The organism is Alteromonas sp. 4NH20-0104 (genome assembly GCF_057547795.1).
Genome location: NZ_BAAJLP010000034.1, coordinates 36,671 through 63,364, shown reverse-complemented (window position 1 = coordinate 63,364; position 26,694 = coordinate 36,671). Strand labels below are relative to the sequence as shown.

Sequence of the window (26,694 nt, the reverse complement as noted above, 5' to 3'; positions counted from 1 at the left end):
ACTGCTTTAGTTGCTCGCAGGCTCGCTGGGACACAAACTCATAGGCTGCTTCGTATTTTAGCCTCTATGTTTCTGCCCCTTAAACGAGGCATCTTATCACGGGGTAGTTCAGTGGAAGACAAGGACTTGGTTATTTACGATGGTGTGTGTAACTTTTGTAATGGAGCAGTTGCATTTATTTTGAAGCGCGACAAAACCGAGCGGTTTATATTCTCACCAATGCAATCAGAATATGCACAAGAAGTTATCGAACGCTATAAAGTCGATACCGTAGGTGTTGATACTTTTATGCTGGTTAAAAACGGGCAAGTCTTTCTGTGGTCGGGCGCTGCACTAGAAATAGCTAAAGACCTAGCTGGGTTCTGGTTTTTATTCGGTATATTTAAAATCGTGCCGAGCTCATTTAGAGACTTTTTCTACAAAGTTTTTGCCCGGAATCGCATTAAGCTGTTCGGTGGTACAAAGCATTGTCAAATACCCGATGAAAAGGTCTTAAGTAGGTTCCGAGGTCTTGCTATATAACAAGCAAATAAAGTCACTCGTTAGCGCTCGTGGGACGCATATACGGGGCCGTTTTACGAATATAGCCCCACTCCTGCGCGCCAAAGCTTAGCGTTATATGAAAAGGAAATAAAATGAACACGGATGGCAACAACAAATCAATTTTCAGTAAAGAATTCTCGAGATTTGAAATGATCGCTTGGCTAATGGCGGGTTTGTCGGGAATCTTAATTGTTGCGACTAAGGAAATTAATATTCCGGCTATGTATGGTTATATGGGGCTTCTCATTGGCGCTGGGTTAGGTGGTTGGCTTTATGGAAAAAAGTAAGAAAGCTTAGCGTCAATTATCCATACAAACGCATTAACACTCGCTAGGGGCAAATATACGTAGGCATCCTGCAATTCGCTCGGTATTTAAGCCTGCCACGTAGCCTAAAATGATGCGCCGTTTTAAAGCGAAATACCAGCACCTCTAGGGGAAACTCATTTTACAGTGGACACAGCAAAATGAAATTCTTAATGCACCAGGCAATAAAATACCTATCTTTGTTGTTAATCGTTGTTCTGCTAGCAAGTTGCTCCGCCATGCGCAGTAACTCCTTAAGAGAAGTGAGTATTGAGGCTACGGCCAACGCTAATCGTTCTATGCCGGTGGCTTTGGATTTACTGTTTATTAGTGATTCAACACTGTTGCCGCAATTAACATCGTTAAGCGGACCTGAATGGTTTGCTAACAAACAGCAACTTATGATGATTTATCAGCAGCAAGTCCTCTTAGCTAGCTTCGAGATAGCGCCGTCTTCAGTAATAAGTTCGGTACTATTGCCAGAGGGTCATAAAAGTGCAGAAACCGTCATAATGTTTGTAAATTATCCAGAGGGTGAGGGCCAGCACGCTGCGGAATTAAGCAACTTCAAGCAGCTGAACATACGCTTAGAGCGTGAGCGTTATCAATTGCTGGAAATTACTAAAGAATGACAGTATACCAGTACATCCTAAAATCTGGTTTACCGGAAAGTACTTTCGAGCGCCTGGCAAAATGAAAGTCGCGACAGCCTTTTGCGTGGTCTGCCTCCGAGTATAGGCGTTAGATTCTTAGTTGATTTTAGGCCTTCGAATAAGCATTATTTCAGTTGGCAGCAAGCCTGATAATTTACTGCCGGCGCAATGGGGCGCAAACACATGGGCTGCCTCAAGGTGTTCCTCCTTATTGCCCATTTATTTCCGCCCTTAAGCAGGGCGTTATGTGCCAAAAGGATTTTGAATGCGCAGGAATAAACCGTTAATAATCGCTGGCAGTTTAAGCTTACTAGCTGCACTGCTACACATTAGTTGTATTTTTGGTGGCCCGGACTGGTATCTCTTTTTTGGGGCTGGTCAAAGAATGGCTCAACTCGCTGCTCAGGGGGACCCATATCCAACCATTGCCACATTAGTCATTGCTGCAATTCTTGCTGGTTGGGGCTTGTATGCTTTATCTGGTGCCGGTGTGATATTTAAATTTCCGCTACTTAAAACAGGTTTGGTTTTAATTACTGCTATCTATTTGGTGCGCGGTGTCGCTGGCTTAATTGGCCCCTTTCTTACGTCAGACCCGGTGGTACATCAAAATTCAATGACGTTTTGGGTAATAAGTTCAATTATTTGCTGTATCTATGGTACGTTTTATTTATTGGGCACCGTAAAGCTATGGCAGCAGTAAAAGTGTGCTGGCACATAACAAGTCAATTAATACACCTGTTGCGTTAATTCGCTGCTAATTTTAGCCCATGTGTTATCGCCCCTTTGTAGGAAGTTTTACCCGTACTTAATTATGACCATCTTTTTTTATACAAAAACTGACGCATATGGTGAATTCTCAAACTTTTCCAAACATGGAATAGAGGTAGATGGACTCTGGTGGCCAACCGTAGAGCATTACTTTCAGGCTCAGAAATTCGAAGACAAGGAATATCAGGAAAAAATCAGGACTGCTCATTCACCTAAGCAAGCGGCTGAATTGGGCCGAAGCCGAAAGGTTGCAATTAGAGAAGACTGGGAAACAGTTAAAGAAGAAATCATGTTTCGCGCGGTGTTAAAAAAGTTCAAAACTCACCCCAAGCTATCTGAATTACTATTATTTACGGGTAATCAAAATATAGTAGAGAACGCACCAGGTGATTATTATTGGGGAATTGGAAAAAACGGCACTGGTTTAAATAAGTTGGGAGAAATCCTGGTGTCGGTTCGAGAGCAACTCAAAATCTAACTTAACACTGCAGTCACTCGCTGTTTAAGGCGTGAGTGATTTAAGGAGAAATTTTGAAGTTCATCTTACTAATTGCCATTACGTTGTCTTTCTCACTTTCTGCCCAGCCAAATCTGCTCAGTGTTAACGAGTTTGAGCTGGAGTACGAAGTGGCGGGAAAAGTTAAGCATACTGTTTTGCTGGAAGCTGGTGGTGGCGCCGGAATGTCTGATTGGGACTCCGTTTTTAATAAAATCGCCGAGTATGCAACGGTTATTCGCTATTCCAGAGTAGGCAATGGTAAATCAACAGCGATAAAGCAGCATTTTACGTCGAATGATTATGCCCGCTATGCAAGTGAACTTTTAGTCAAATTGAATGATAAACAACCTGTTATTTTAGTCGCTCATTCGTATGGTGGCAGCATTGCACGAGATTTTGCTGCGGCATATCCAAAACAAATAAAAGCCCTATTAATGTTAGACCCATCCTCTGAACATGATGTTGATATAATGCGTGCAATTGATTTGGAAAAAGGGAACCAGCAAATTGCTCAAATCAAACTCTTTGATATGGCTGATGGTATGTCGAACCAGTATCTCGATTTTTGGAGTAAAAGGCCGCTACCTGATTATCCACAGATTAAAGATATGCCTGTAACGGTTATTGCTTCTGTTAGGAAAATCACTAATCCGGCTAATTTGTTTTTTACCGATCTAGGCAGGAAGAAGTGGGGGGAACTGTGGCAAAGCTGGACAGGTGCATTTCCACAGGGAAAGGCTGTTCTGACAGAAAAAAGTGGCCACTTTATTCAGGTGGATGAGCCAGAGCTGGTTATGAACGAGCTTTTAGCCCTCATGCAAACGCTGGACAAAAACTAACAAGCAAAGGTAACAAAACATTTTCGTACATAAATGTATAACTGAGCGCACCTAAGGAGCGATAACATGACTCGGGTAACAGGAATAGGCGGCATTTTTATAAAGGCCAAAGATCCAGAGATGCTGCAGAATTGGTACAAAAAACATCTAGGGATAGATGTGCAAGCCTGGGGGGGAACCTCCTTTAAATGGGTCGATGGTGAAGGAAATCCCTACGCGGGTACCACTGCCTGGATGATAGGGAATGGTGAAAATTTCACGCCGAGCGAGTCTCCTTTTATGGTTAATTATCGGGTGGATAATTTGCCCGGCCTATTAACCGCACTTCATGCTGAAGGTTGTAATGTCCTCGATAAAACCGAAGAATCAGAATTTGGTAAATTTGCCTGGGTAATAGACCCTGAAGGAAATAAGGTCGAGCTTTGGGAGCCTCCATTGGGAGAATGATGCTCCATCAGGTGCCGTTTGCAGGCCCGCTCAAACGTTAATAGCCCGTTCCTGGTGGCGTCAACCGGATCTCAGGGGCTGTTTCGCAGTATTTAACTACACGTTTTACGCCTCCAAATCAGGGCGATACGTTGTTTGGAGAGAGTGCGTGTTTTATAAACGAAGCCTAACATTTTTATTTGCGTTTCTGTTTGCAATGATGAGTTTATCTGCCTGTGCTGACAATCAGATAAAGAGAAAGATGTACAACCCCTGGGAAGCAGAAATAGGCTACTCACAAGTGGTTGTTGCAGGTAATAACGTGTATTTATCTGGCATCGCTAGCGATAAGCCAACTATGGAAGAGCAGGTGAGAGAGATCTATTCCCTGATCCAGAACACCCTGCGTGATCAGGGCTTAGGGATGGAGCACATCGTTAAGCAGGTGATCTACACTACTGATATTGAGTCATTTAAAAAGCTGGGAAAGGTTCGCAAAGAAAAATTTCCCAACAATCAGTACCCCAGCTCTACACTGGTCGAAGTTAAACGCCTGTATAGCCCTAACCATTTAGTAGAGATAGAAGTAATTGCATTTAACGGTAAAGCTTAAAAGATTACGAAAGCGCGTCATCGCGTGGCGTTATGTGCTAATGCGTTAAACCGGGAGTCTATAAATTGTTTGCTGTGATATTCAAAGCCAAAACGGGCAATCAGGATCAGCGCTACGCCGAAACCGTTGCCACAATGCGAGAATTGGCGTTCAGTAAATACAACTGCCAGGACTTCATTGCAGTAACAGAGGGCGAGCAAGAAATAGCGATTTCTTACTGGCTTTCAGAAATCGATATCCAAAACTGGCACCAGGATGCTCAGCATGCCGTAGCCCAAAAATGGGGGCAGGAAAAATGGTATTCCTCTTATTGCGTTGAGGTAGTGGAAATCAAAAGACGTTACGGCTTCGGATAACCGCTCGTTATTGTGAGCCCGGTTGTCTGGTCTTTTGCAGAATTAGTTAAAAGCAAAGGAAATCAATTAGGTAAAGGCAAGTGAAATACTATCCAGACTTGTCGTTAAGCTGTATTCTATCTCGCTCGAAATTGCATGGTGGGTAAAGTTGGTTGCAGGATTTGCAGTGGGTTTTGAAGCGCGCGGTTTAATCGGTGGGTTATTAGGGCTGTTAGTCGCCGCAATAGTTGGCGCCGTATTTCCTGGTGACTTTCTGGTGCTTGACGATATACGCAAAAGACTACACGCACTTGAATAACGTAGTTGATTGGGGCCGCGACAGGTGTTAGAAAATAACCATTATCAATCCTCTGTAATGGCTTGCAGAGTAATCGTAACGCTCGTGGGCAGCGTTGCGTTTTTCTGATTTCGGGCCCACATGTTACTGCCCCGGATAGGGCAGTGAAGTGTTCATAAGGACAGCAAAATATGCGCTTACTCTCTTTTCTTCTTTTCATGCCCTTTCTGGTTTTCGCTGAAATCGATCAGAGCCTACAGAGCGATCTGTTAGAAATGGCCAGACTAGACCAATCGGCACGCAAGCAATTGGCCGACGCAGGCTGGAACGAAGCGCCGAAAGCGCTACACAACAAATTATCAACCATCGACCATAACAATACGGAAAAGCTCAAAAAGCTCTTGAGACACCGGCAATGGTTTTCTATGGATGAAGTCGGCAAGGAAGGTATTGGCGCGGCCTTTCTGATAATTCAGCACTCTCCCGACACGGCGTTTCAGGAAAAGATGTTGCCGGTATTAAAGACATCCTACTTAAATAATGAAGGCGTATCGGGGCAGGAGGTCGCATTATTGACCGACCGTGTACTTATTCATAAAGGGCAAAAGCAACGGTATGGCACCCAAGCAAATCTTGAAGATGGCGAGATAGTGTTTATGCCCATTGCAAATATCGATACAGTAGACGAAAGAAGAGCCGAGATGAACATGCCACCTTTAGCATTTTATAAAAAGCTGATGGAAGAGATGTATGGCATTAAGGACCACCCTGAAATAGATCTCAATTGAGCAACGCATTTTGTTGTTTGAATGATATTTAGCTCGCAGGGCGTTAAGCAATAAGCAATAAGCCTACTGTACTGTGACCCATTGTTTGGGCTAACGGTTAACTATCAGTGTGGAATAATTTTAAAAATCATGGAAGGTACACAGTGAGAATAGTCGTATTATTGGCGGGTTGTTTTATGTTGGCAGGCTGCAACGCTTTAATCGGAGTGCCTGAAACTAGTGACGAACAACCCTGGCGAACGGTTTACCTCATTGCCCTTTCTGCTATATGCATGGTGCCGGTTATTTCACTTAGTACGCTTATTGCGGTAAGGATCACGAGGCCGGCGTTTATCCGGCGCAGTCAGTTACTTTTTGTATTCTCAGCCGGTATGTTTATGCTGCTGCTTTGTGCCTGGCTGGTGTTGGAGCTTTCTTTGCCTAAACACGCTAATATCCGGATAGATCTGTTTATTGTCATCCCGGCGGCTGCGCTGCAAGCTATATTGATTGCTTTGTCAGGGTATTTTTATGGTCATAGCCACAAAGATGCTGCGTAACATGGCTTTTCTGGCGTCTTGCCGCAAACAATTGCGCCTGGCGATATCCCGGCAGATGTGCTGGTGGCGCAAAGAATAAGCGTTAATAGGGAGCTAAGATACGATGAAAGAAAAGGAATTCAAAAACTGGCAAGAAGCAAGAAAGCATGGGGCATTAACATTTACCCTGGTGAAAGGCTTGCTGCCTTGGGTGTCCCAATGTTTATCCTTATGACGTTTATAGTTAATGATGTAATTGATGAACAAGGTCATATTGAGTGGGCTCATATTGTTATCGGAGCCATAGTATGGACTGTCGGGGGATGCCTGTTTGGCATTGTTTTATGGTTTGTTACAGAGCGGCAGTACCAAAATGAGTTACAAAAGCGAGGCAACGAAGAGCAAACCCCCTGATGATGCGTAGTTGCCAATGGACGCGGCCAGCCAGGATTAACGTTGGGATAATCCTCATCGGTTTATTATGCGGATTTAGTTGTTGTGAAAACCGGCCGGTTTAAACCGAAAGCCGGGTGGGCGGTTGCGGCTTTTGTCAAACAATACGGCTACATTGTTTTTGGTGTGTTTGTCTTTTCTTTTTTGTTTACCCTGTTTTTCGGTAATTACCCACAATGGCAGGATGAGAAATACCACGAAGCCTTAAAGCAGTTTTTCGAGCCGGAATTACAACATATTACTTTTAATCGCATCAGCACTTCACAACCGGTGATCAAACTAGTCTTTACTTATTCTGATGGTACCGATCTTTCACTCACAAACTATCAACGTCCGAATAAACAACAACTCAAAGCTGAGTGGAAAACCTCTATTCTTAACCTGGTTTGTGTTCACGATGATTTGAGAAAGCAGCTACAGCGGGGCAGAACGATTGATATTGATTTGCGTGATGGCGATAGCCAAAGCCGGGTAAGCATGATCACCAATATGGTTATCACTGATGCCAGGTGCTAAATCTTGTGAAAAAGCTTAAGCCCGAGAAGCAATAAAAACACAACATATGGAACCGGATTACAAAAACTATACAGTCGATGAACTCTGTGAGGCGCTGGACTCAATTGATAAACAGGTTTATCCGGCGCGGGTAGAATCGATAAAGGCCCAGTTAACACTTAAGGGCTATTCCGAGCCGGTAGAACCGGTTGATGAAGAGTTAGAGCAGCCTGAGGAGGGAAAAAAGCCACTGGGGCCTGCGGCACAGTTTTTTCTGTGTTGATTGCTGTTCTCTTATCATGGTTTGCATTCAATGCAATACAGACCGGCTCTATAAGTGGCCAAAGAGGCAGAGAGTACACCTTTGAGTCTTCGCCCATTATGTTTTTATTCTTACTGTCTGTTGATATTCTTCTTGTAGTGATGCCCCTCTACGCTGTAATCAAGTCCCGGTGGCTCTCGCCAGCGCATTAAAAAGGCTCCCTTGGGAGCCTTTACATTAATTACTGATTTTTTCGGTACTCTTCGTAATCCATATTGCTTAACCATACGGTTTGATAGGGTTTTAACTGAATAAAGCCCAGTACATCATCAATTTGTTCACGGGTAACTAAATCAATCCAGTTATCGGTGCCAATCAGGTTAAGATCAGATAACAGGATAGATTGTTCTTCATCAGTTACGTTCGAGATACAGAAAATACTTTGTTTGCGATTCAGGCTTTGACGCCAGTAACCAAACAGAGTCGCGCCTAACTGCAGGGTAAACTGCGTAGCGTTAGGATGGAAAGCTTCCTGTGCCTTACGGATGCGGATTAACTGCGACAAACGGGTGAGCACCTTATGATGTTGCGAATAAGGTGAGTCCAGCTGTGACTCCAGCTCTGAATAGTCCCAACGTTTGCGGTTTATGGAACGATTCTGGCCGGTATTTGCCACTTTATCGTAGTCGTTGGAGGTACCCAGCAGACTATGAATATACAGTCCTGGTATACCTTCCATCCCCAGCATAATAGCGTGAGCACATAAAAAACGGTCGACCTGGAATTTATCCGGCCCTTTAACCGTGCCTTGCATGGCATCAAATAGCGTAATGTTAATTTCATACGGCTTTTGCTGACCATGCTCACTGGAGCGCCATGAGATGCGGCCACCAAAGTTTTGCATCGACTGCACCAGCGTACCAATTTCCTCGTCACTCAGCAGGCCTTCAGCCGGGCGTAACCCTATGCCGTCGTGGGAAGCAATAAAGTTAAAGTAGGTCGTCCCGTTTTGGGCCGGCGGCATACTCATCATCCAGCTTTTCAGGTAAGTACAGTCACCGGTTACCATGGTGTTAACCAACAGCGGCGGCAGCGAGAAGTTGTATATCGCGTGGGCCTCGTTGGCATTACCAAAATAGGTCAGGTTTTCACGATTGGGAATGTTAGTTTCGGTAATAATAATAATACTCGGGTCAACATGCTCAATCAGCGTGCGCATTAAGCGGATCACTTCGTGCGTTTGCGGCAGGTTAATGCACTTGGTGCCAATGATTTTCCATAAAAAAGCCACTGCATCCAGGCGGAATAATTTGGCACCGTTATCAATGTAATGCTTGATGATTTGGATAAACGTGATCAGGACCTTCGGGTTTCTAAAATCAAAATCCACCTGGTCGTGGCTAAAGGTACACCATACATGCTGGGTACCGTTTGCCGTTTCTGTTTCACGCAGTAAAGGGCTCGTGCGGGGGCGGGTAACATCTGTTAAGTCGGCCGTTGGATCGGCGGTTAAAAAGAAGTCACTGCCCGGGCCTTCGCCTTTAATAAAGTTGTCGAACCACATACTGCGCGACGAGCAGTGGTTGATCACCAGGTCAAACATCAGGCCGTACTCCGCTGCAATACGATGTACGTCTGACCAGGTGCCCAGTGATTCGTTTACACTTGAATAGTTTATTACCGAAAAGCCATCATCAGAACTAAACGGAAAGAATGGCAGGATATGCACTTTGTTGATCGTGCTTTTACAGTAGGTGTGTAAAAACCTGAACAAGGTAAACAACGGTGACTCGTGTTCGTTGACCACGCTGTCACCGTAGGTGATCATGACAATGTCCTGCTCATCCCAATAGTTTCTGTGTGGCTCGGGGATCACTATGTCATCTTCTTTTTGCAGGCCAATGGTATTCATCAGCTCTGTGGCCAGATCGCCTATAGGCGTGCTAGTAACCACATCTGCATAGATAAACTGAAGATGATGACTAATTTTTTCGTGTAAGTAATCCCAGCGTTTTGTCATTGATTATCCTTTAAATTCTTCTGTATCAGCTTCAACCGCTTCGAGCAGACGGTCAAGAATGTCGGGTACTGCACTGGTTACCCGGTTCCAGCTTGGAATAAACGGTGTTTCCATTGGGTTTTCAAGGAAATGCTGACCGGCTTTCATAATGTTACTGGCAAACATTTCAACGGCTTTTTCTTCGCTGTGAATATCCAGTGTCAGGCCATTCATAACCGCATCGTTGTGATAGGTTTCAATGAAATCCAGGGCAATACGGTAATACGTGGCTTTAATCGAACGGAACATTTCATTGCTGAATGATTGCCCCTGAGTCGCTAACTTACGGAACAAGGCTTTGGTAATGTCGATAGACATTTTGGATAACCCGCCTTGCTCATTGTTCAGTGACAGGTCCTGATGTTTGTGATCGTAGGTTTCAGCAATATCGGCCTGACACAAACGGTTGTGCGAGTAGTTGCGGTGCATTTCAGACAGCACGCCAATTTCCAGTCCCCAGTCACTTGGGATACGGATATCGTTAAGTACATCGCGGCGGAATGAGAATTCACCTGCCAGTGGATAGCGGAAGCTGTCCATAAATTCAATGTATTCGTTGTCACCCAGCGTGCGCTTAAGCGCTCGCAGCAATGGTGTTACCAGCAAGCGTGATACACGGCCGTTGATTTTACCGTCGGCAACGCGGGCGTAATATCCCTTACAGAATTCATAGTTAAACTGTGGGTTGGCTACCGGATAAATCAGGCGTGCCAGTAAGTCACGGTTGTAGGTAATAATATCGCAGTCGTGCAGTGCCACCGATTCGGCTTTATTAGAGGCCAGAATATAGCCCATGCAATACCAGACGTTACGGCCTTTACCAAGCTCTTTAGGCGCCAGATCCAGGGCCTGGAGCTCTTCATCGATGGCTTTTAAACGCGGGCCATCATTCCATAAAATACGGTGGTGTTGGGGCAGACGACTGAAAAAGCCCTGTGCATGGCGGTACTGATCCAGGCTCGCGCGGTCCAGTCCGATAACAATTTCAGACAGGTAAGGGACATTCGTTAGTTCGTCAACGATATGGCCTAATGCCGGTCCTTCAAGCTCCGAAAACAGCGATGGCAAAATAAGTGCCATGGGACGTTTCTGAGAAAAGCGTAACAGCTCAGCTTCGAGTGCTTCGGTCGAGCGGCTGGCGAGATTGTGTAGCGTTGTCACGACACCATTTTGGTAAAAATCGGCCATGTGTCCTCCTAATCTTTCAATGAAAGCAATTGTGTAAGCATTTCTGTCCAGCCCTCAGGGCCAAGTTGTGTGCTGGTATATACGTTATCTTTTTTATCTACCGGGGGAGGCTCATGCGTGGGTGACGCAATACGTACGGCAATATCTGCAGCTTCCATCATGGCGATGTCGTTCTTACCATCGCCAAGGGCTATAGATGTTGCAGTTACCGCCGACTGACGTTGATACTCCTCCATAAACCAGCTTAGTGCTTTACCTTTAGTACAGTCTCCGGAAATATGGATGAAACGGCCGCCTTCCAGCGGTGTTGCGCCACGTTCTCTGACTGACTCGATAAATTCGGCTTTGCGAATTTCACTACCAAGCCACATTACCGGTTCGCCAAATTGGCGTTTGGCTGCTAAGCGGGCTTCGTCCTCGCTCAAACCGGTGGCAGCCATTAAATCTTCGGTGCTCATTTCACTAAAGTGGGTAAACTCACCTGCAAAATCAGCTTTAACAATTTCCAGTAGTTTTAACCAGTAGCCCTTTGAAGAGATAAAGGACTTACACCAAAAACCGTCCTGCCAGATCGTGCCGGCCGGTTTTTGTTTAAAAAAGCCATGTGGGATATACGCTGCAGCGCCATTCTCTACCACGAAAGGGCCGTTTAAACCGATTTTTTCCCGCAATTCGGTCATTTCTGCGAAGGTTTTGCTGGTATTAGGTATCACCGGTACCCCGCGTTCAGCCAGCGCATCCAGCGTTGGCTGTGCGGCTGCAAAGCTATAGGTGTGATGATCCAGCAACGTGCCGTCCATGTCAGTAAAGATCACAGTACTTGATTGATCCATTAAACAGCCTTTTCTACATGAGTGATTTGACGGGTGTCGTCCAGATGGTAAACGTAATTACATCGCTCGGGCAATGTCTCCAGACTTTGTTCGGTTAAACGCTGGTAGTGCTGTATAAACCGTTCGATTTCCAGATCGGTCATAATGCCACTGTGCGCCTCAGATGAACCCAGTTTAGCAGCGAGTTTATGTTCCTGCTCTTTGCGCCAGTTGTAAACCTGCCCGAAAGAGGGGGCTTTTAACATGACCCAAAAAGCCATCTGGTCGAACAGCCCCTGATAGCTTTCGCTGAGTTGCTTATTGACGTAGGTCCGCCAGATCCCCAACGGATCCTCATCCTGTTCCAGTGCGTTAACCGGTGTCTCCAGTTGCGCTTTGGTTTGCGGGCTTACGCCCCAGCACCAGCCTTCAACCAATACAATATCCGGTGGCGAGTGGATAACCGGCCAGTCGACCACCGGGAAGGGGTTATCGATAGCTTTATTGAAGCGTGGAATAGACACGGTGCCGTAACCGCGTAACCTGTCAAACGTTGTCTTTGCCAGGTCTACATCGTGTGTCCCGGGGACGCCACGGGTAGCCAGCAGAGGGTGAACTTTTACCGCCAGTGCGTTACGGCTCGACTTGTCCAGATAAAAATCATCCAGCGACAGCGAGACCACATTGAGCTTTTTATACTCAGTCAGATAAAACACTAAAAAGTCACACAGGGTGGATTTTCCCGAGCCCTGGCATCCATTCACGCCCACAAAAAAAGGCTTCTTTGCACTACTTTGGTGCTCATGGATTTCATCTGCTAATGGGATGAACCATTTTTGTGCAATGTCGCGGTAGCTCTCTGGAAGTTGATGCGCCGCAAGAAATGTAGAAATGTCCATAAAGCTGCCTTAGTTATTGATGATTCGCACAGCATGTTCGTAATTTTGTTACAACATTTGTGCCAATTCAGTCGATAATTACTGCTTAACGATCCCTTTTGGTAATGATTGCACAAAAAGCGATCGAATGCAGGTCTCTGCATGCTTTAAGAATGGATTTATCCCTTATTGGCGATAATCACAGCCCGTTTGGGGGCTGGATAGCCCTCAATCGTTTTAGACGGATCCTCAGGGTCAAGAAAATCCACCAGGGAGTGGGTGCTCATCCAACTGGTAGCGCGTTGTTCGTCGGTGCTGGTAACGCATTCATCCACCACCTGACAATCGGTAAAGCCAAGACGCTGCAGCCATACCAGTAAGGCTTTCGAACTGGGCAGAAACCACACGTTACGCATTTGTGCATAGCGGTCACCCGCCATTAGAACGGTTTGTTCGTCACCGTCGACCACCAGGGTCTCCAGCACTAACTGGCCGCCTTTGCGTAATTGTGACTTCAGCTGCTGTAAAAATTCCATAGGATCACGGCGGTGGTAGAGCACCCCCATAGAGAACACCGTATCGAATGCGCCAGTGGCCTGCATTTGTTCGATGCCCAGTGGCAGAAAATGCACCGGCGCGTCGCCAATAAAATGCTTGATGGCTAAAAACTGGATCAGGAATAACTGCGTGGGGTCGATGCCATAAACACCGGCTGCGCCTTCGCCATACATGCGCCAGAGATGATAACCACTGCCACACCCTACATCCAGCACCTGCCTGCCTTGTAATGGCGCAAGATGCGGTAACACCCGGTCCCATTTCCAGTCGGAACGCCACTCGGTATCAATGTGGATCCCGTGCACATGATAAGGCCCTTTGCGCCAGGGCATAAACTGGCGGAGTAAGCCCTCAATTTGTTTTTGGGTGTAAGTATCGATGTCTGCTGCTGCGCCAATGGTAACGCTGTCTTTAAAGTTAAGCGCACCGGCTTCTGTGGCAGGCAGTTTGGCAACCAGCTTTTGCCACTTCTTAAACTCACCGTGCAAGGCGTTGCCATACCAGTCATCCATTTGCCGGGGCAGGGTATTTAACCAGTGTGATAGCGGACTATCGAGTAAGTCTTTATAGCAGTTGTAAAAGAGTTCAGATGCAGACATAAATTCAGGCCCGGATTATTTAATTGCCACCAGTGACATAAAGTTAAAACAGCGATACCACATTACCACATCAGTAAAGCCCGCTGCTTTTAGCCGCGACTGATGAATATCAAAGGTGTCAATTAGCATGACGTTCTCTAAAGCGGCGCGCTTTTGACTGATTTCAAGCTCGCTGTAGCCATTTTGACGTTTAAACTGCAGGTGCAGGTCATTAATGACATTATTACCCTGATCATTGTCGTGGCGAATCTTTTCGGAGATAACGAAGATCCCCCCCGGTAACAAGCCATCATAGATTTGCCTGATAATACCGGCGCGCTCGGCAGGCGGAATAAACTGCAGGGTAAAATTCATTACCGCCATCGACGCATTAGTAATGTCTTCTGATTGCGCAAAACCCTGCTTTACGGTGATTGGGTTGGGCAACTGAAACGCTCCAACTTTGCGCTGACAACGTTCAACCATGGCCGCTGAGCTGTCGACGGCTATAATATTGCAGTGGTCTTGTGGGCAATGGCGTGACACCGAAAATGACGCAGCGCCTAAAGAACAACCCAAATCATACACGTTGGTATTGGCTTTCACATGGCTGGCTGCCAGTTGACCTATGGTTTCGATAATGGTTTGGTAACCGGGAATAGAGCGGCTAATCATGTCGGGAAATACATCCGCAACGGCATCATCAAACTGGAAATCGCTGACCTGTTTTAAAGGCGTTGCAAACAGATTGTCTTTATTCGACACGATAAATTCTTCTTTAGTAGCAGTTTGGTCGGCAATTTTACCCGGTGGCGGCAGAAAACCAAGCCTGTATATAAAAAAATTCGGTTATACGGCATTCTTTACTTCAATCGTTTAATCTTTAGTATTAACCTATACTCATTGATAATAATGACAGCCACCGAGGCACCGATTTAATGAAGTTTATAATTGCCGACGATCATCCGCTTTTCAGGGAAGCTTTATCAGGTGCGTTAACCCCGCTGTTTGAGGGACTGGAAGTTCTTGAAGCTGAATCGACGGATGCATTAATTGAACTCCTGGCTCGCAGCAATGATGCTGACCTCCTGCTACTGGATTTATCCATGCCGGGTGCCAACTGGTTCGAAACGCTCACCACAGTGAAAGAACGTTATCCGGCGTTACCTATTGTGATGGTTTCGGCCAATGACGATATTGATGTTATTTCACAGGCAATCACCCTGGGCGCAAAAGGTTACATCACTAAAGCCACGCCAACTAAAACCATTGCTGAAGCCATTGATATTGTGCTCAGCGGTGAACAGTGGCTACCCGCCGATATTGCCGAAAAAATGACGTTCAACAGCGGTAACATGAATGACATGCTTGAGCGTTTCAAAGAACTTACTCCTAAACAGGTATTAGTGCTGAAATACGTGCGTGCAGGCATGATGAACAAGCAAATTGCGCACGAAATGAATGTTACCGAGGCAACGGTGAAAGCACATATTAGTGCGGCGCTTAAAAAACTGGATATCAATACCCGCACGCAAGCGGTGCTGTTGATGGACAAGCTTCAGATTAACTGATCCACTGTGATAGACCCGCAGCTTCCACTGGTGGATATCCACCGTCACCTCGACGGTAATATCCGCCCTGAAACCATATGGGATCTTGCCACCAGGCATAACATTGCACTTCCTGCTAAAGATCTCGACGAACTTCGCCCGTTGTGCCAAATCCAGGATAAGACTGCCGACTTACTGGCGTTTCTGGCGCGGCTGGATTATGGCATTTCCGTGCTTGCAGATACCGAGGCCTGTTACCGCATCGCTTATGAAAATATGCAGGATGCCAAACGGGCCGGGCTAGACTACGTTGAGTTAAGATTTTCCCCGTTCTACATGGCGCAGTCACATCAGTTAAACGTAGCGGATGTGGTGGAAGCGACCATAGCCGGCTGCGCCGAAGGCAGTCGCGATTTTATGATTAAACATAATTTAATCGGTATCCTGAGCCGCACTTTTGGTACGGATGCGTGCACGCAGGAACTCAACGGTTTGCTGGCACATAAAGATCATATCACGGCACTGGATTTAGCCGGCGATGAGTTGGGTTACCCGGCGCCTTTGTTTACCGAGCATTTTAAACAGGCCAGGGATGCTGGCTGGCAGATAACCGTACACGCCGGCGAAGCCGATGGCCCGCAGAGTATCTGGAATGCCATTGAGCTGCTGGGCGCCAGTCGAATAGGGCACTGCGTGGCCGCCAAAGACGATGACAGGCTGCTCGAGTATCTGGTAGAGCACAACATTGGTGTGGAAAGCTGCCCCACATCCAATTACCAGACCGCCACCGTAGTAGACACTGCCAATCATCCTATGAAAGCTTTTTTAGCAGCGGGTATTGAAGTCACTCTTAATACTGATGACCCGGGCGTATCGGCCATCGACATTAAAGATGAATACCGGGTCGCCAAAGAGGTTGTTCAGCTAACGGATGAGCAGCTGCGGCAAATTCAAATCAATGGTGTTAACCAGTCGTTTATCTCCGCCACAGAAAAACAGCAATTGTTCGAAATGGCTTTAAACCGCTAATCACTATTGATTACAAACGTGGTTGCTTACTATATTTTCAGGGACTGAAAAATGAATAAAATCACCGTGTGTTTTTTAGTGCTGTTTCTGTGTGGGTGTGCGAACACTAAAAACGAATTCTTGGTTGATGGCAGTTCGGCTCAAAGTACGCAAAACAGTTTGCAGAAAATTGATAAAGCGTTGAGTAAGTAACAACGCATCGACTTGTTAATGGCGCTGCTGGCCATTCAGCTTGATAACGCGAAAGCCACGGATTTTATCGCTAATGCCGGGGCAGACGGTAACAAAAAGGTGGGCATGGAATATGGTCCGCTGGGCAGTAAAATTGACGGCCTCAATTACTACCAGATTCTGGAGTTGGCTAAGCAATCCTCAACCCGGGTAAGCCGCCAGTAACTAAGCCTGTAATGAGTTAAGTGAAACTACAAAGATACCGGGCCAGACAGACATAAAAAAGGCTCCTTAAGGTGCCTTTTTTAGTAACGGTTATCGCAGAATTACCTGATTGCGGCAACCAGCTCTTCCGGCGCAAAATCATCGACAGCAATAATCTTAGCGCGGCCTTTTTCGGTGCGCTTAAGCAGCTCTGCTTCTGCTTCACTGATGAGATCCTTCGCCAGTGCTTCTTCGGCCAGTTTGTCGAGCTGGGTAAAGCTGCGTCGTTCACCTAACGCCCTGCAAATATTGTCGAACACCGGCTCGGCAGCCACTACGTCTTCCAGCGTTTGCTCCAGTTCACCAGGCAGGCTGCCCGGCTCGCGGGTAAGATACTGGCCCTGGCCAAGGCGGGTTCTGGCCGTGCCGGGGGTCTGTAACAATCTGGCGATGGCATGCTCGTTAGCGTCACTGGGTTTTGATACCCGATGCCCGAAGGGGATCAGTTTTAGTTTTAAGACCTGTCCCAGCCATTTAATCGGGAAGTTGTCCAGGAAGTCCATCAACGCGGTTTCCAGATTATAAATCAGATCCTGCATTGCCCAGTGAAGCAAAGGCAGGTCTTCATGCTGACGGCCTTCTTCGTCAAACCGTTTAAGGGTAGCACTGGCCAGGTAAATATAGCTCAGCAGGTCACCAAGTCGTGCTGATAACCGTTCACGGCGTTTCAGCGAGCCACCCAGAATCCCCATGGACAAGTCGGTAAGCAGCGCCAGGTTAGCGCTATAGCCCTGTAACAGCTGATAATAACGGGCGGTGCTGTCTTTAAACGGTGACTGATGGAAATAGCCCCCGGTCAGCGTAAACCAGACGCTGCGGTACGCATTGGCAAGGGCAAAGCCGATATGACCAAAGACGGCTTTATCAAAAGCCTGAATGGCTTCCTGTTCATCCGGCAACGCCGCGGCTTTAATCTCGTCAAGCACAAATGGATGACACCGCATGGCACCCTGACCGAAGATCATCATATTACGGGTCAGAATATTCGCACCTTCCACCGTGATAGAGATAGGCATACCCTGATACCCGCGGCCGAGATAGTTATTTGGCCCAAGCATTATGCCTTTACCGCCATGCACATCCATCGCGTCGTTCACCGTGATCCGTGAACGTTCGGTCAGGTGATATTTACAGATGGCCGAAATCACCGATGGCTTTTCGCCTAAATCGACGCCCACTGTGGAAAAGCGTGTCACTGCATCCATCATGTAGGCATTACCGCCAATGCGGGCGAGCATCTCTTCCACGCCTTCCATATGCCCGATGGGGAGCTTGAACTGGCGTCTGATACGGGCATAAGCACCGGTAGACATAGCGCAGGATTTAGCGCCGCCAGCCGAGGTTGAGGGCAGGGTAATACAGCGGCCTACCGACAAACATTCCATCAGCATCCGCCAGCCTTTCCCGGCCATATCTGCGCCACCAATGATGTAATCCAGCGGTACAAAAATATCGTTACCGCGCACCGGGCCGTTCTGGAACGGCGTATTCAGCGGGAAGTGGCGTCGGCCAACGTCCAGTCCCTTAGTGTCGTGGGGAATTAACGCACAGGTAATGCCCAACTCTTTCTTGCCGCCCAGCAGCCCATCGGGATCGTACAGCTTAAACGCCAGACCAATCACTGTGGCAACCGGTGCCAGGGTGATATAACGCTTGTCGAATGTCAGGCGCATGCCGAGTACTTCTTCGCCTTCCCATTCGCCTTTACACACAATGCCCTGGTCAGGGATTGCGCCGGCATCAGAGCCTGCTTCGGGACTGGTTAAGGCAAAGCAGGGGATCTCATCGCCACTGGCCAGGCGCGGCAAATAATGATTCTTCTGCGCCTCTGTGCCGTAATGCTGGAGTAATTCTCCCGGCCCTAACGAATTTGGTACCCCTACTGTGCTGGAGAGCACGGCGCTGGTGCCGGCCAGTTTCTGAATAACCCGAGACTGGGCAAACGCCGAAAATGCCAGACCACCGTATTCTTTTTTGATGATCATGGCGAAGAATTTATGTTCTTTGAGATAGGCCCATACCTCTGGTGGCAGATCGGCATCTTTGTGATTCACCTGCCATTCGTCAATCATGCTGCAGACTTTGTCTACCGGCCCATCCAGAAACGCTTGCTCTTCCGGGGTCAGGCGACCCATCGGGATGGCATGGAGCTTTTGCCAGTCCGGACGACCCGAGAAAATCTCGCCGTCCCACCACACGGTACCGGCGTCGATAGCTTCCTGTTCGGTGGTCGACATTTCCGGCATGACCTTGCGGTAAAATGCCAACATGGGCCTGGTGAGATAAGGAATGCGAATTGACGACACGGCAAAAGGCGCCATGACAACAACAAACACGAGCCAGCTAAGTAGCCCAAGGGAACCAAAAATGGTACCGATCAACAGTACGCCGCCTGCAACAATAATGGCATTCATTAAGGGCAGGCGTTGATAGGCGGCCACACACAGTGACAGTATTACCAGTAACACCCAGATAAAATCAGACATTTTTTCTCCTCGTCCAAGTACTCTTTGTTTTGAGGTCTGACCAGATAATCTAAAGCTATCTTCGCTGCCGGAAAAAATCAAGTTATAGTGACAGGAGAGTTGGCCAGGTAAGTGTCATAAAATGATGACGATTGGCTCACAGTCAGAGGGTAACCGCGCCGGGGAATGGTGGCATGCACGTTCAGAGCATGCCACGAATTGATTAATCGCTTCGCTTGATGGAAAAAGCTTTTAAGCGTAAATCGCCTTGCTCATCACCATCTTTAAACTGTTGCAGGCGTACCAGCTGATAATTGAGATCCGGTGCAAACCAGGCCAGCGTGTGCCGGCTTTTTGATTCACGAACAATCTCTACTTTAATCGCTTCAATTTTGCCGTAGGGTAAATCAACTAGTTCCTTGCCGATCACCCGCATACCGTAATGGCGTTGTTGGCCCCGGTAATTAATAAAGTCGTAGCTTAACGTCTCAGCCCCCCGAGCAAGGCGAATTGGCACGTCCAGGCGGTAAAGCTGATTATCCAACTCACCCTGCCAGGGCAGTGTAAAGGCTTCATCATCTTTATTTAGTTGGATTTGGCCGCCATCAACCTCCGGAAATTCCACTTTTAAACTTTTATCTGGCCCTGTACCCGTGCGCGAGTAGTTATACTGCTGCGGGATCAGATGGTCACCGTCTACCAGAAAAATCGAGTGTTCAAAACGTTTGTCGGAGAGGAAAAACTTCGACACCTTCGACTGATAAGTCAGCGAGTACAGGCCTTCCGATAATTGTTCCAGTGAGATTTTGGCTGAGCCCAGATTATCATCCCATTTGTAAGCGTAGTACACGGCTTCAAAAGGGGTTATCAGCGGGGAGGATTCTGCTGCTGCGGTATCGGCGAGTGCCGACATGCATAAAAAGCCTGACAAGAGTGTCAGGCCAAGGGATTTAGTCGTTCGCGTAACCGTTGTCCGGAAGAACTTTACCATCTAATAATGCCTTATTGTTGTTCATTTTGAGCCGGTCACTGCAATACCAGTGAACCACTAGCGGGTAAATACTACGTTCCTGCTCCTGAACCCGTTGGGCCAGAGCATCGGCGTTATCATCTTCAAACACCGGGACTTTACATTGAATGATGACGGGCCCGCCGTCAAGCTCAGGCGTCACAAAATGAACACTCAGGCCGTGTTCACGGTCACCATTTTCCAGTGCACGTTGATGGGTATTTAACCCTTTGTACTTAGGCAACAAAGACGGGTGAATGTTCAATAAGCGGCCGCTAAAATGTTCAACAAACTCAGTGGTGAGAATGCGCATAAAGCCTGCCAGCACAACACAATCGGGCTGATAGCTGTCTAATGTGGCTAGCAAGGCCTGATCGTAGTTTTCGCGATCTTCATACTGTTTGTGATCCAAACAGATAGCTTCGATGCCCGCAGCGCGGGCTCGTTCCAGACCATAGGCGTCAGGACGGTTAGAAATGACACAAGCAATGTTAGCCTTTATTTTGCCCGCTTCTACCCAATCGATAATGGCCTGAAGGTTAGAGCCATTACCCGAAATCATAACGCAAATGTTAGGTTGTGTACTCATGTGACTAATTGATCTCAACCTGATTGTCGCCGTCGAGTTCGGCTATTTCACCGAGCAACCAGGCCTTTTCACCAGCGTCGTTTAATACCGCGAGGGCGGCGTCAGCATCCTGCTCGTCAACTACCAGAATAAGACCTACACCACAGTTAAAGGTGCGGTACATTTCGTGTGTTTCAACATTGCCGTTTTCCTGCAGCCAGTTGAACACAGCCGGCCATTCCCAGCTGTTTGCATCGACCACGGCTTTTTTATCGTCAGGCAGTACGCGCGGGATATTTTCCCAGAAACCACCACCGGTGATATGTGAGATAGCCGATACTTTAACGCTTTCCAGCAACTTCAGTACTGACTTTACGTAAATGCGTGTTGGGGCAAGCAGTTGGTCGATTACCGGCGAACCGTTCAGGTTGGCGTTAACATCGGCACCGCTGACTTCGATAATTTTACGAATTAATGAGTAACCATTGGAATGCGGACCCGATGAGCCCAGTGCCAGAATCTTCTGACCGGCTTTAACCGTACTGCCGTCAATCACATCCTCGGCTTCAACCACGCCAACGCAGAAACCCGCGATATCGTAATCGTCGCCATGATACATGCCGGGCATTTCTGCCGTTTCGCCGCCAATCAGCGCACAGCCAGCTTGTTCGCAGCCGGTACCAATGCCGGAAACCACTGCCGCAGCGGTATCGACATTAAGCTTGCCGGTGGCATAGTAATCGAGGAAAAACAGCGGCTCAGCGCCCTGTACAATCAAATCGTTTACGCACATAGCAACCAGGTCGATGCCTACGCTGTCGTGACGCTCAAAGTCCATGGCTAAGCGTAACTTGGTGCCAACCCCATCTGTTCCAGAGACCAACAGCGGATTTTTATATTTTTCCGGCAGTGAACACAGTGCACCGAAGCCACCTAAACCACCGCGTACTTCAGGACGGTGAGTACGTTTGGTGACGGACTTGATGCGTTCAACGAGTTGGTTTCCAGCGTCGATATCGACACCGGCATCTTTGTAACTTAATGACGTATTTTTTTCAGACACGGGTAAGCCTTGTTGCATGGACTGGTTTGAATGCGCGGATTCTACCAGTATCCGGGGGTAAGTCCAACGTGTAAGCAGGGTTTACTTGGCAAATTGCACCAATGTTTAAGCTGGTGTCTGTATAAATTGTCGCCAGTCAGTCGGCTTATTGGCAAACAGAACGCAGATAAGCCAATAATTAAGGTGAAAAACGTGTTTAAATAGATAACAATAAACCGCCCAGAGGGCGTGCGCCTTTGTTGGTATTAACATGGAGTTTGCTAAGCTTTTGCCCGTACCAGTATTACTCAGATTACCGAGAAAAATTTCGCAGCTGACCGCCGCAATAACCTTGTTAGTGGGGGCGGGATGGATCGGCGCAGCGCATGCCAGTACCACTATAGAACTCGGTACCGGAAAAGTGATCGTCGATAACAAATCGAGCCGGGCACTGACCAACGGTACCCGCGAAGCGCTGGAACAGTTGCTGGTTAAAATAACCGGTCAGCAGGACATCAGCGATTACCAGACCGTGGATACCCTGCGTAAAAATGCCAACCGCTATTTACGAGCCTACCGCTTTACCGAAGAGCAGGGTGAACTGTTTTTAGTGGCCGAGTTTGACCGCGAACTCATTGAAGCCGAACTGGTTAAACAAGGCTTGCCCATTTGGGGCAGTCGCCGCCCTGATGCGTTGTTATGGCTGGCCATCGAGGATCAGGAAGGTGAACGTCGGATTGTTGACGATGGCAATCAAAGTTCGCTGGCCAGAATGACTCGTCGCCAGGCTGATACCCGCGGTATTCCGCTGGCGCTGCCGTTAATGGATTTAGACGATACACTCACTATTAACGGTTATGATGTGTGGGGATTGTTTCCTGAGCAATTGGTTAACGCAGCAAAACGCTACAATGTAGATTATGTTTTAGCGGCAAGATTATACCCCAATCGCACCCGCGAGCTTGTATATAAGCAGCCCGAACGCCCGGTTTCTACCCGCTTTGTGCCAGCACCGTTTAAAGTCCCTGCGCTGAGAATAAACGAATACGGTGAAGTCATTTTGCCGTTACTGGCAGAGTTGGATGCCATCCAGATGTCCTGGGTAGAAAAAGAATCGGCCAGTGGGCCGGTGTTCACCCAGGAAGAGTTTTCAACCGTTGCGGCACGCGCCAGAAAAGGCCGCTACTCACTGGATTATCTTTACCTGGCGGCCAGCCAGGGGGCGTATCAGATTACCCATGACACCCTGATAGGCGATGAACCGGAAGCACTGCTGGCTACCTTTATTAATGATTACGCCAACTATCTTGGGCAGAACTTTGCGATCCTGCCCACCGATGGCGACAGAACCCAGGCATTTGAAATCTCGGTTGGCAATTTGTCGAGCCTGGCCGGCGTAGTGGCCGTACAAAATTATTTGCAGAACCTGAGTGTTACCGACAAAGTCATGCTGGTTAAACAGCAGGGCATGGTCAGTACTTTCAGGCTTAACCTGTTGGGGACCGAACAGGATCTGCGCTCGGTATTGTCGCTGGACAGTCAGTTGCAACCATTGACCGATGCATTTGGTCAGCCTCTTCAAGGCATGCATTACTTCTGGAGTCAGTAACCATGCAGCTGCCCTTACCGGTTACGCTTCCTGATGATGAGACCTTCGACAGCTTTATCCCTGGCGGTAATGACGAGGTGGTTTCATTGTTGAGCTGTGTCGCCAGTCATTCGCCTGACTGGCGAGGCGAGCCTGCATTGGCGTTACTGGATGCCGCTTCGATTCCGCTTATCAATCTGGTGGGCAGTTCCGGTCGGGGCAAGAGTCACTTGCTGTATGCCATGTGTCATCAATTGGCTGCCCGCGAAATCCCCCATGCTTATGTGAATTTTACCGATGTAGTGACCTTGTCACCGAAGCTACTTGAAGCGCTTGAACAGCTGCCGGTGATTTGTTTGGATAATCTCGAAGCTATTGCCGGCCATGCGGCGTGGGAAGAGGCGGTTTTCGACTTAATTAACCGGGTCAGTGAAACGCGCTTCGGGATGTTAATTGTTGCCGCCCAGTCGGGGCCAAACGCCAGTGACGTCAGGCTACCGGATCTGCGTTCACGTATCAGTGCCGGATTAACTTATCAATTAGTATCGCTGAGCGATGAGCAGCGTGGCGAGGTGCTGAGTTCCCGGGCACAACAACGGGGATTATCGTTATCAGCGCAGGCGCTTCACTATCTACTGAATCACAGCCAGCGTGACCTGCCCAGTTTAATGGCGCTGCTCGACCGACTCGACCAGCGCTCATTACAGGAACAAAAGAAAATCTCAGTTGCTCTGGTTAAACGAGAGCTGGCTGAAGATACGGATCCTTCTGCTTCCTAGTACCTCAGGTGATTATCCCAGTGTCGTATTTGCAGAGCCGGGCGGTAGGGCTGCGTTGAATCGTCCACTCGCAATGGTGATAAACGCGGTGAACTGGTCAGTGATGCAAAATCAAACCACGAGGTATTCGCTCGCAGTTGGATCGTGGCCGGTAATTCAGCCTGGATCTGCGTTACATTCAGGTTAGGTAATACCCGCTCTACCGTGAACGCCGTTCTGGCCTGCAGCGTATCCTGATTGATCCGGTTACGCTGGCCCCAGGTGATGAGCGCATCGGGATTGTTATTGGTACCAATGACGCCCACATCGGCACTTACGCCCAGGCGATGTAGCATCATAAACCGCTCAAACAGCGTGGCATAATCTTCCCGCTCGGTGTAATAAGCATAAAACGCCGGTGCGATATCAGCGCTGAATTCATCGGCGGCTTCACTCGCCGTGTAATTACGCTGCGCGGTGGTAGCCGTTTCGCCGCCAAAGGAAACATCAGCCAGGGCATCCAGTACTGAGGAATTCAGTGGATATTGGTTGTAAAGCAGGGTAGAGCGCGGCGCATTGTTCTGGAAGAAACTCAATGGCGTTTGCGTGTCAGCGATGCTTGCCCAGGATGTCGGCGGAAAGAAATCGTTAGCGTGGGCCAGTTCGTGATACATCAGCCACGCCAAAGCGGCTTCCAGTTGTGCCAGATCACGGCTGTTACGGCTACTTTCAGCCAGAGACGCCTGTGGATAGTAATAGCTGTTGTCTTTAACGTAACGCCAGTAGATACCAAACTGCAAATCGTTACCAAAATCACTGCGGTAATCCGGCGCGGTGTTTAACGTATCCCGTTCTTCAGGTGTGCGCCAGAAGTTGCGCGCATCAAGATAAATAGCACCGGTGCGGACCCAGTAAAATGACGGGCGTACCTCGTAGGAAATCACTATAGCCGTCACCCCGCGCAGCAAGTTCAGCATGTCTTCTGATGTGGCAGAATTTTGCAGGAACTCAGCAAACCGGTCGCCCATCCACGGGTGTGACACCAACGTTTTATCTAAAATGGTTTCAATGGTGGGGTTATTGGTTTGCATGCCTATTAATGGCAAATCACTAAAGGTACAACTGTTAACCAGCTGATTGGTATAAACGCAGCGTGCCAGCCCCTCTGCCCATGGCGTATCAGCCCGGTACGGAATAAGGTCGGTAGTCAGGTACATATCGTTTTGTGTAAAGATACCATTGCTGCTGATCGTAGCATCGTTGATCCCCACTAACACGGTGTCACTGGCTGTGGTGCCATCATCAAAGGTCAGCGTTACCGCAAATTCCATGACCTGGTCTTCAGACACTTCCGGTGCGGCAAAAAATGCGCTTTGCAATGGTCCGCCGGTGCTGTCTTCCTGATATACAATCTCTTCGGCCTGGGGCCCGGCCAGTTGTTCCCACTGGGCATCGGTTATGATTTTGGCGGTGGGCGAGTCGACCCGTAAAGACACCCGGCCGCGCTCGGTTGCCATGTGGTCGAGACGAATATTGGCCTGATTCTCTGCACCGGAGGCTTCGGCGGTGAGGGTGAAGCTTAATGCGCGTTGCTCACCGGATGTCGTTGTAGCGGTAACGGTGAATTCATAGGTGCCAGTTGCCGGAATATCAAAGCCAACGGCCTGGGTATGGGCCGCCAGTAAATCAACGGCGGGGCCGCTGGTTTGCTGCCAGTCAATGGTGTCGAGAGTCTGGCTGTCGTTGCTTAGCACAACAAAGCCCACCGAGGCATCGACACTGGGATTCAGGTCGCCAAACAGGCGCAGGTTATCCACGGTGAGGGCCGGTGCAACTTCGGTGAATCCGGGCGCTGGAGTTCCTGGTGTGGGTGTTACGGTGCTGCCACCGCTATCGCCACCACCGCCACAACCACCTATCAGTAACGCAGCCGATAAAGCGGCCGCACTGCGGGTGGCTAAGAACGCTTTGAAAACCTCTCGCATTCCTCTTTCATCTCCTCTTTTAGCTTTTTCAGCCCCAGGCCCAGTTCGCGCCCTCTTAAGCGGGCAAATACGCTGCAACCGGTAAACATACCGACTACCAGCACAACTTCCACTGCGGCCAGCCAACGTTCACTGTCGACGGCATAAAAGACAGTGAGTCCATGAAGTAAATAATATAAAGCAATAAAATTTGCCCAGGCATGGGTGTAAGGCTTTGCCTTAATGATGCCATGCAACGGCAATAATAAGGGTAAAACGTACAACAGAAAGATAAAGACCAGTGAATACTGCTCATCGGTTGTTAAAAAAAGTTGCCACAAGGTGATCCAGGCCAGCAAACCAAGATGGCTGACCAGTGCCAGTAAACGAAAACGTTGGGTCTTTGCCGACATGG

Annotated in this window: 31 protein-coding genes; 19 read left to right on the top strand and 12 right to left on the bottom strand. The window is 48.1% G+C overall.

All coding sequences use genetic code 11. The features are described from left to right. The 14 genes from AC27IB_RS19995 to AC27IB_RS19930 form a co-directional block, all read left to right on the top strand. Nucleotides 1-522, top strand: a 522-nt coding sequence (locus AC27IB_RS19995; protein ID WP_487123128.1) for a thiol-disulfide oxidoreductase DCC family protein, incomplete at its 5' end; no start/stop codon positions are given. Between the two features lie 113 nt (nucleotides 523-635). Further along, a complete protein-coding gene (locus tag AC27IB_RS19990; RefSeq protein ID WP_487123126.1) occupies nucleotides 636-830 on the top strand; it encodes a hypothetical protein in 195 nt (64 codons plus the stop codon). Nucleotides 831-1,009: 179 nt separating this feature from the next. Next, nucleotides 1,010-1,480, top strand: a complete 471-nt coding sequence (locus tag AC27IB_RS19985; RefSeq protein ID WP_296052901.1) for a hypothetical protein — start codon at nucleotides 1,010-1,012, stop codon at nucleotides 1,478-1,480. Nucleotides 1,481-1,766: 286 nt separating this feature from the next. After that, a complete protein-coding gene (locus AC27IB_RS19980; RefSeq protein ID WP_296052903.1) occupies nucleotides 1,767-2,204 on the top strand; it encodes a hypothetical protein in 438 nt (145 codons plus the stop codon). Between the two features lie 111 nt (nucleotides 2,205-2,315). Continuing rightward, on the top strand, nucleotides 2,316-2,750 hold the full coding sequence (gene ybiA / locus AC27IB_RS19975; protein ID WP_487123123.1) for a riboflavin biosynthesis intermediates N-glycosidase: 435 nt from the start codon (nucleotides 2,316-2,318) through the stop codon (nucleotides 2,748-2,750). Between the two features lie 53 nt (nucleotides 2,751-2,803). Further along, complete coding sequence (locus AC27IB_RS19970) at nucleotides 2,804-3,610, top strand: alpha/beta fold hydrolase (RefSeq protein WP_487123121.1); 807 nt, start codon at nucleotides 2,804-2,806, stop codon at nucleotides 3,608-3,610. A gap of 66 nt (nucleotides 3,611-3,676) precedes the next feature. Next, the gene (locus tag AC27IB_RS19965; protein WP_487123119.1) at nucleotides 3,677-4,057 is read left to right on the top strand and encodes a VOC family protein; all 381 of its coding nucleotides are present in this window, start codon (nucleotides 3,677-3,679) and stop codon (nucleotides 4,055-4,057) included. 241 nt (nucleotides 4,058-4,298) lie between these two features. After that, the gene (locus AC27IB_RS19960; RefSeq protein WP_296052911.1) at nucleotides 4,299-4,649 is read left to right on the top strand and encodes a RidA family protein; all 351 of its coding nucleotides are present in this window, start codon (nucleotides 4,299-4,301) and stop codon (nucleotides 4,647-4,649) included. Between the two features lie 74 nt (nucleotides 4,650-4,723). Beyond that, a complete protein-coding gene (locus AC27IB_RS19955; RefSeq protein WP_487123130.1) occupies nucleotides 4,724-5,005 on the top strand; it encodes an antibiotic biosynthesis monooxygenase family protein in 282 nt (93 codons plus the stop codon). Nucleotides 5,006-5,473: 468 nt separating this feature from the next. Then, nucleotides 5,474-6,070 carry a DUF6624 domain-containing protein gene (locus tag AC27IB_RS19950; protein ID WP_487123117.1) on the top strand — a complete coding sequence of 199 codons (597 nt, stop codon included), beginning with the start codon at nucleotides 5,474-5,476 and terminating at the stop codon, nucleotides 6,068-6,070. A 107-nt stretch (nucleotides 6,071-6,177) separates the two neighbouring features. After that, entirely contained in the window at nucleotides 6,178-6,609 is a 432-nt protein-coding gene (locus AC27IB_RS19945; RefSeq protein WP_296052914.1) for a hypothetical protein, read from the top strand. 18 nt (nucleotides 6,610-6,627) lie between these two features. Beyond that, nucleotides 6,628-7,002: a hypothetical protein gene (locus tag AC27IB_RS19940; protein ID WP_487123115.1), complete on the top strand. Its 375-nt coding sequence runs from the start codon at nucleotides 6,628-6,630 to the stop codon at nucleotides 7,000-7,002. A gap of 84 nt (nucleotides 7,003-7,086) precedes the next feature. Then, nucleotides 7,087-7,557, top strand: coding sequence for a hypothetical protein (locus AC27IB_RS19935; RefSeq protein ID WP_487123113.1), 471 nt, complete (start codon nucleotides 7,087-7,089; stop codon nucleotides 7,555-7,557). A gap of 46 nt (nucleotides 7,558-7,603) precedes the next feature. Continuing rightward, nucleotides 7,604-7,819, top strand: coding sequence for a hypothetical protein (locus tag AC27IB_RS19930; RefSeq protein WP_487123111.1), 216 nt, complete (start codon nucleotides 7,604-7,606; stop codon nucleotides 7,817-7,819). Nucleotides 7,820-8,039: 220 nt separating this feature from the next. Here AC27IB_RS19930 and AC27IB_RS19925 read toward each other — a convergent pair whose 3' ends face one another. From AC27IB_RS19925 to cmoA, 6 genes are all read right to left on the bottom strand, one after another. After that, entirely contained in the window at nucleotides 8,040-9,818 is a 1,779-nt protein-coding gene (locus tag AC27IB_RS19925; protein WP_296052922.1) for a sugar phosphorylase, read from the bottom strand. A 3-nt stretch (nucleotides 9,819-9,821) separates the two neighbouring features. Further along, nucleotides 9,822-11,045 (bottom strand): glycosyltransferase family protein, encoded by a 1,224-nt coding sequence (locus AC27IB_RS19920; RefSeq protein WP_487123109.1) that lies wholly within the window; start codon nucleotides 11,043-11,045, stop codon nucleotides 9,822-9,824. Nucleotides 11,046-11,053: 8 nt separating this feature from the next. Next, nucleotides 11,054-11,878, bottom strand: coding sequence for an HAD-IIB family hydrolase (locus AC27IB_RS19915; RefSeq protein ID WP_296045784.1), 825 nt, complete (start codon nucleotides 11,876-11,878; stop codon nucleotides 11,054-11,056). Continuing rightward, complete coding sequence (locus AC27IB_RS19910) at nucleotides 11,878-12,756, bottom strand: kinase (protein WP_487123107.1); 879 nt, start codon at nucleotides 12,754-12,756, stop codon at nucleotides 11,878-11,880. The genes AC27IB_RS19915 and AC27IB_RS19910 overlap by 1 nt, the downstream gene beginning before the upstream one ends. A gap of 158 nt (nucleotides 12,757-12,914) precedes the next feature. Beyond that, entirely contained in the window at nucleotides 12,915-13,892 is a 978-nt protein-coding gene (gene cmoB / locus AC27IB_RS19905; RefSeq protein WP_487123105.1) for a tRNA 5-methoxyuridine(34)/uridine 5-oxyacetic acid(34) synthase CmoB, read from the bottom strand. 15 nt (nucleotides 13,893-13,907) lie between these two features. Beyond that, nucleotides 13,908-14,636: a carboxy-S-adenosyl-L-methionine synthase CmoA gene (cmoA, locus tag AC27IB_RS19900; protein ID WP_487123103.1), complete on the bottom strand. Its 729-nt coding sequence runs from the start codon at nucleotides 14,634-14,636 to the stop codon at nucleotides 13,908-13,910. A 173-nt stretch (nucleotides 14,637-14,809) separates the two neighbouring features. Between cmoA and AC27IB_RS19895 the strand changes: the two genes are divergently transcribed. The 3 genes from AC27IB_RS19895 (at nucleotide 14,810) to AC27IB_RS19885 (ending at nucleotide 16,846) form a co-directional block, all read left to right on the top strand. Then, nucleotides 14,810-15,442 carry a response regulator transcription factor gene (locus AC27IB_RS19895; RefSeq protein WP_487123101.1) on the top strand — a complete coding sequence of 211 codons (633 nt, stop codon included), beginning with the start codon at nucleotides 14,810-14,812 and terminating at the stop codon, nucleotides 15,440-15,442. 6 nt (nucleotides 15,443-15,448) lie between these two features. Beyond that, on the top strand, nucleotides 15,449-16,450 hold the full coding sequence (add, locus tag AC27IB_RS19890; RefSeq protein WP_487123099.1) for an adenosine deaminase: 1,002 nt from the start codon (nucleotides 15,449-15,451) through the stop codon (nucleotides 16,448-16,450). Nucleotides 16,451-16,660: 210 nt separating this feature from the next. Beyond that, nucleotides 16,661-16,846 carry a hypothetical protein gene (locus AC27IB_RS19885; protein ID WP_487123097.1) on the top strand — a complete coding sequence of 62 codons (186 nt, stop codon included), beginning with the start codon at nucleotides 16,661-16,663 and terminating at the stop codon, nucleotides 16,844-16,846. Nucleotides 16,847-16,947: 101 nt separating this feature from the next. Here AC27IB_RS19885 and fadE read toward each other — a convergent pair whose 3' ends face one another. The 4 genes from fadE to purM form a co-directional block, all read right to left on the bottom strand. Further along, nucleotides 16,948-19,371, bottom strand: a complete 2,424-nt coding sequence (gene fadE, locus AC27IB_RS19880) for an acyl-CoA dehydrogenase FadE (RefSeq protein ID WP_487123095.1) — start codon at nucleotides 19,369-19,371, stop codon at nucleotides 16,948-16,950. 202 nt (nucleotides 19,372-19,573) lie between these two features. Beyond that, nucleotides 19,574-20,341 carry a DUF3108 domain-containing protein gene (locus tag AC27IB_RS19875; RefSeq protein ID WP_487123093.1) on the bottom strand — a complete coding sequence of 256 codons (768 nt, stop codon included), beginning with the start codon at nucleotides 20,339-20,341 and terminating at the stop codon, nucleotides 19,574-19,576. Next, nucleotides 20,301-20,948 (bottom strand): phosphoribosylglycinamide formyltransferase, encoded by a 648-nt coding sequence (gene purN, locus AC27IB_RS19870; protein ID WP_487123091.1) that lies wholly within the window; start codon nucleotides 20,946-20,948, stop codon nucleotides 20,301-20,303. The genes AC27IB_RS19875 and purN overlap by 41 nt, the downstream gene beginning before the upstream one ends. Before the next feature lie 4 nt (nucleotides 20,949-20,952). Next, the gene (gene purM, locus AC27IB_RS19865; protein ID WP_487123089.1) at nucleotides 20,953-21,990 is read right to left on the bottom strand and encodes a phosphoribosylformylglycinamidine cyclo-ligase; all 1,038 of its coding nucleotides are present in this window, start codon (nucleotides 21,988-21,990) and stop codon (nucleotides 20,953-20,955) included. Nucleotides 21,991-22,240: 250 nt separating this feature from the next. On the opposite strand from purM, the gene AC27IB_RS19860 reads away from it, so the two are divergent. Further along, a complete protein-coding gene (locus AC27IB_RS19860) occupies nucleotides 22,241-23,578 on the top strand; it encodes a DUF2066 domain-containing protein (protein ID WP_296045814.1) in 1,338 nt (445 codons plus the stop codon). Nucleotides 23,579-23,580: 2 nt separating this feature from the next. Further along, nucleotides 23,581-24,336: a DnaA regulatory inactivator Hda gene (gene hda, locus AC27IB_RS19855; RefSeq protein WP_487123087.1), complete on the top strand. Its 756-nt coding sequence runs from the start codon at nucleotides 23,581-23,583 to the stop codon at nucleotides 24,334-24,336. Here hda and AC27IB_RS19850 read toward each other — a convergent pair. After that, complete coding sequence (locus AC27IB_RS19850) at nucleotides 24,333-26,300, bottom strand: hypothetical protein (RefSeq protein WP_487123085.1); 1,968 nt, start codon at nucleotides 26,298-26,300, stop codon at nucleotides 24,333-24,335. The two genes, hda and AC27IB_RS19850, sit on opposite strands and share 4 nt — an antisense overlap. Further along, nucleotides 26,273-26,692, bottom strand: a complete 420-nt coding sequence (locus AC27IB_RS19845; RefSeq protein ID WP_296045971.1) for a DUF2069 domain-containing protein — start codon at nucleotides 26,690-26,692, stop codon at nucleotides 26,273-26,275. The genes AC27IB_RS19850 and AC27IB_RS19845 overlap by 28 nt, the downstream gene beginning before the upstream one ends. Nucleotides 26,693-26,694 lie beyond the last annotated feature (2 nt).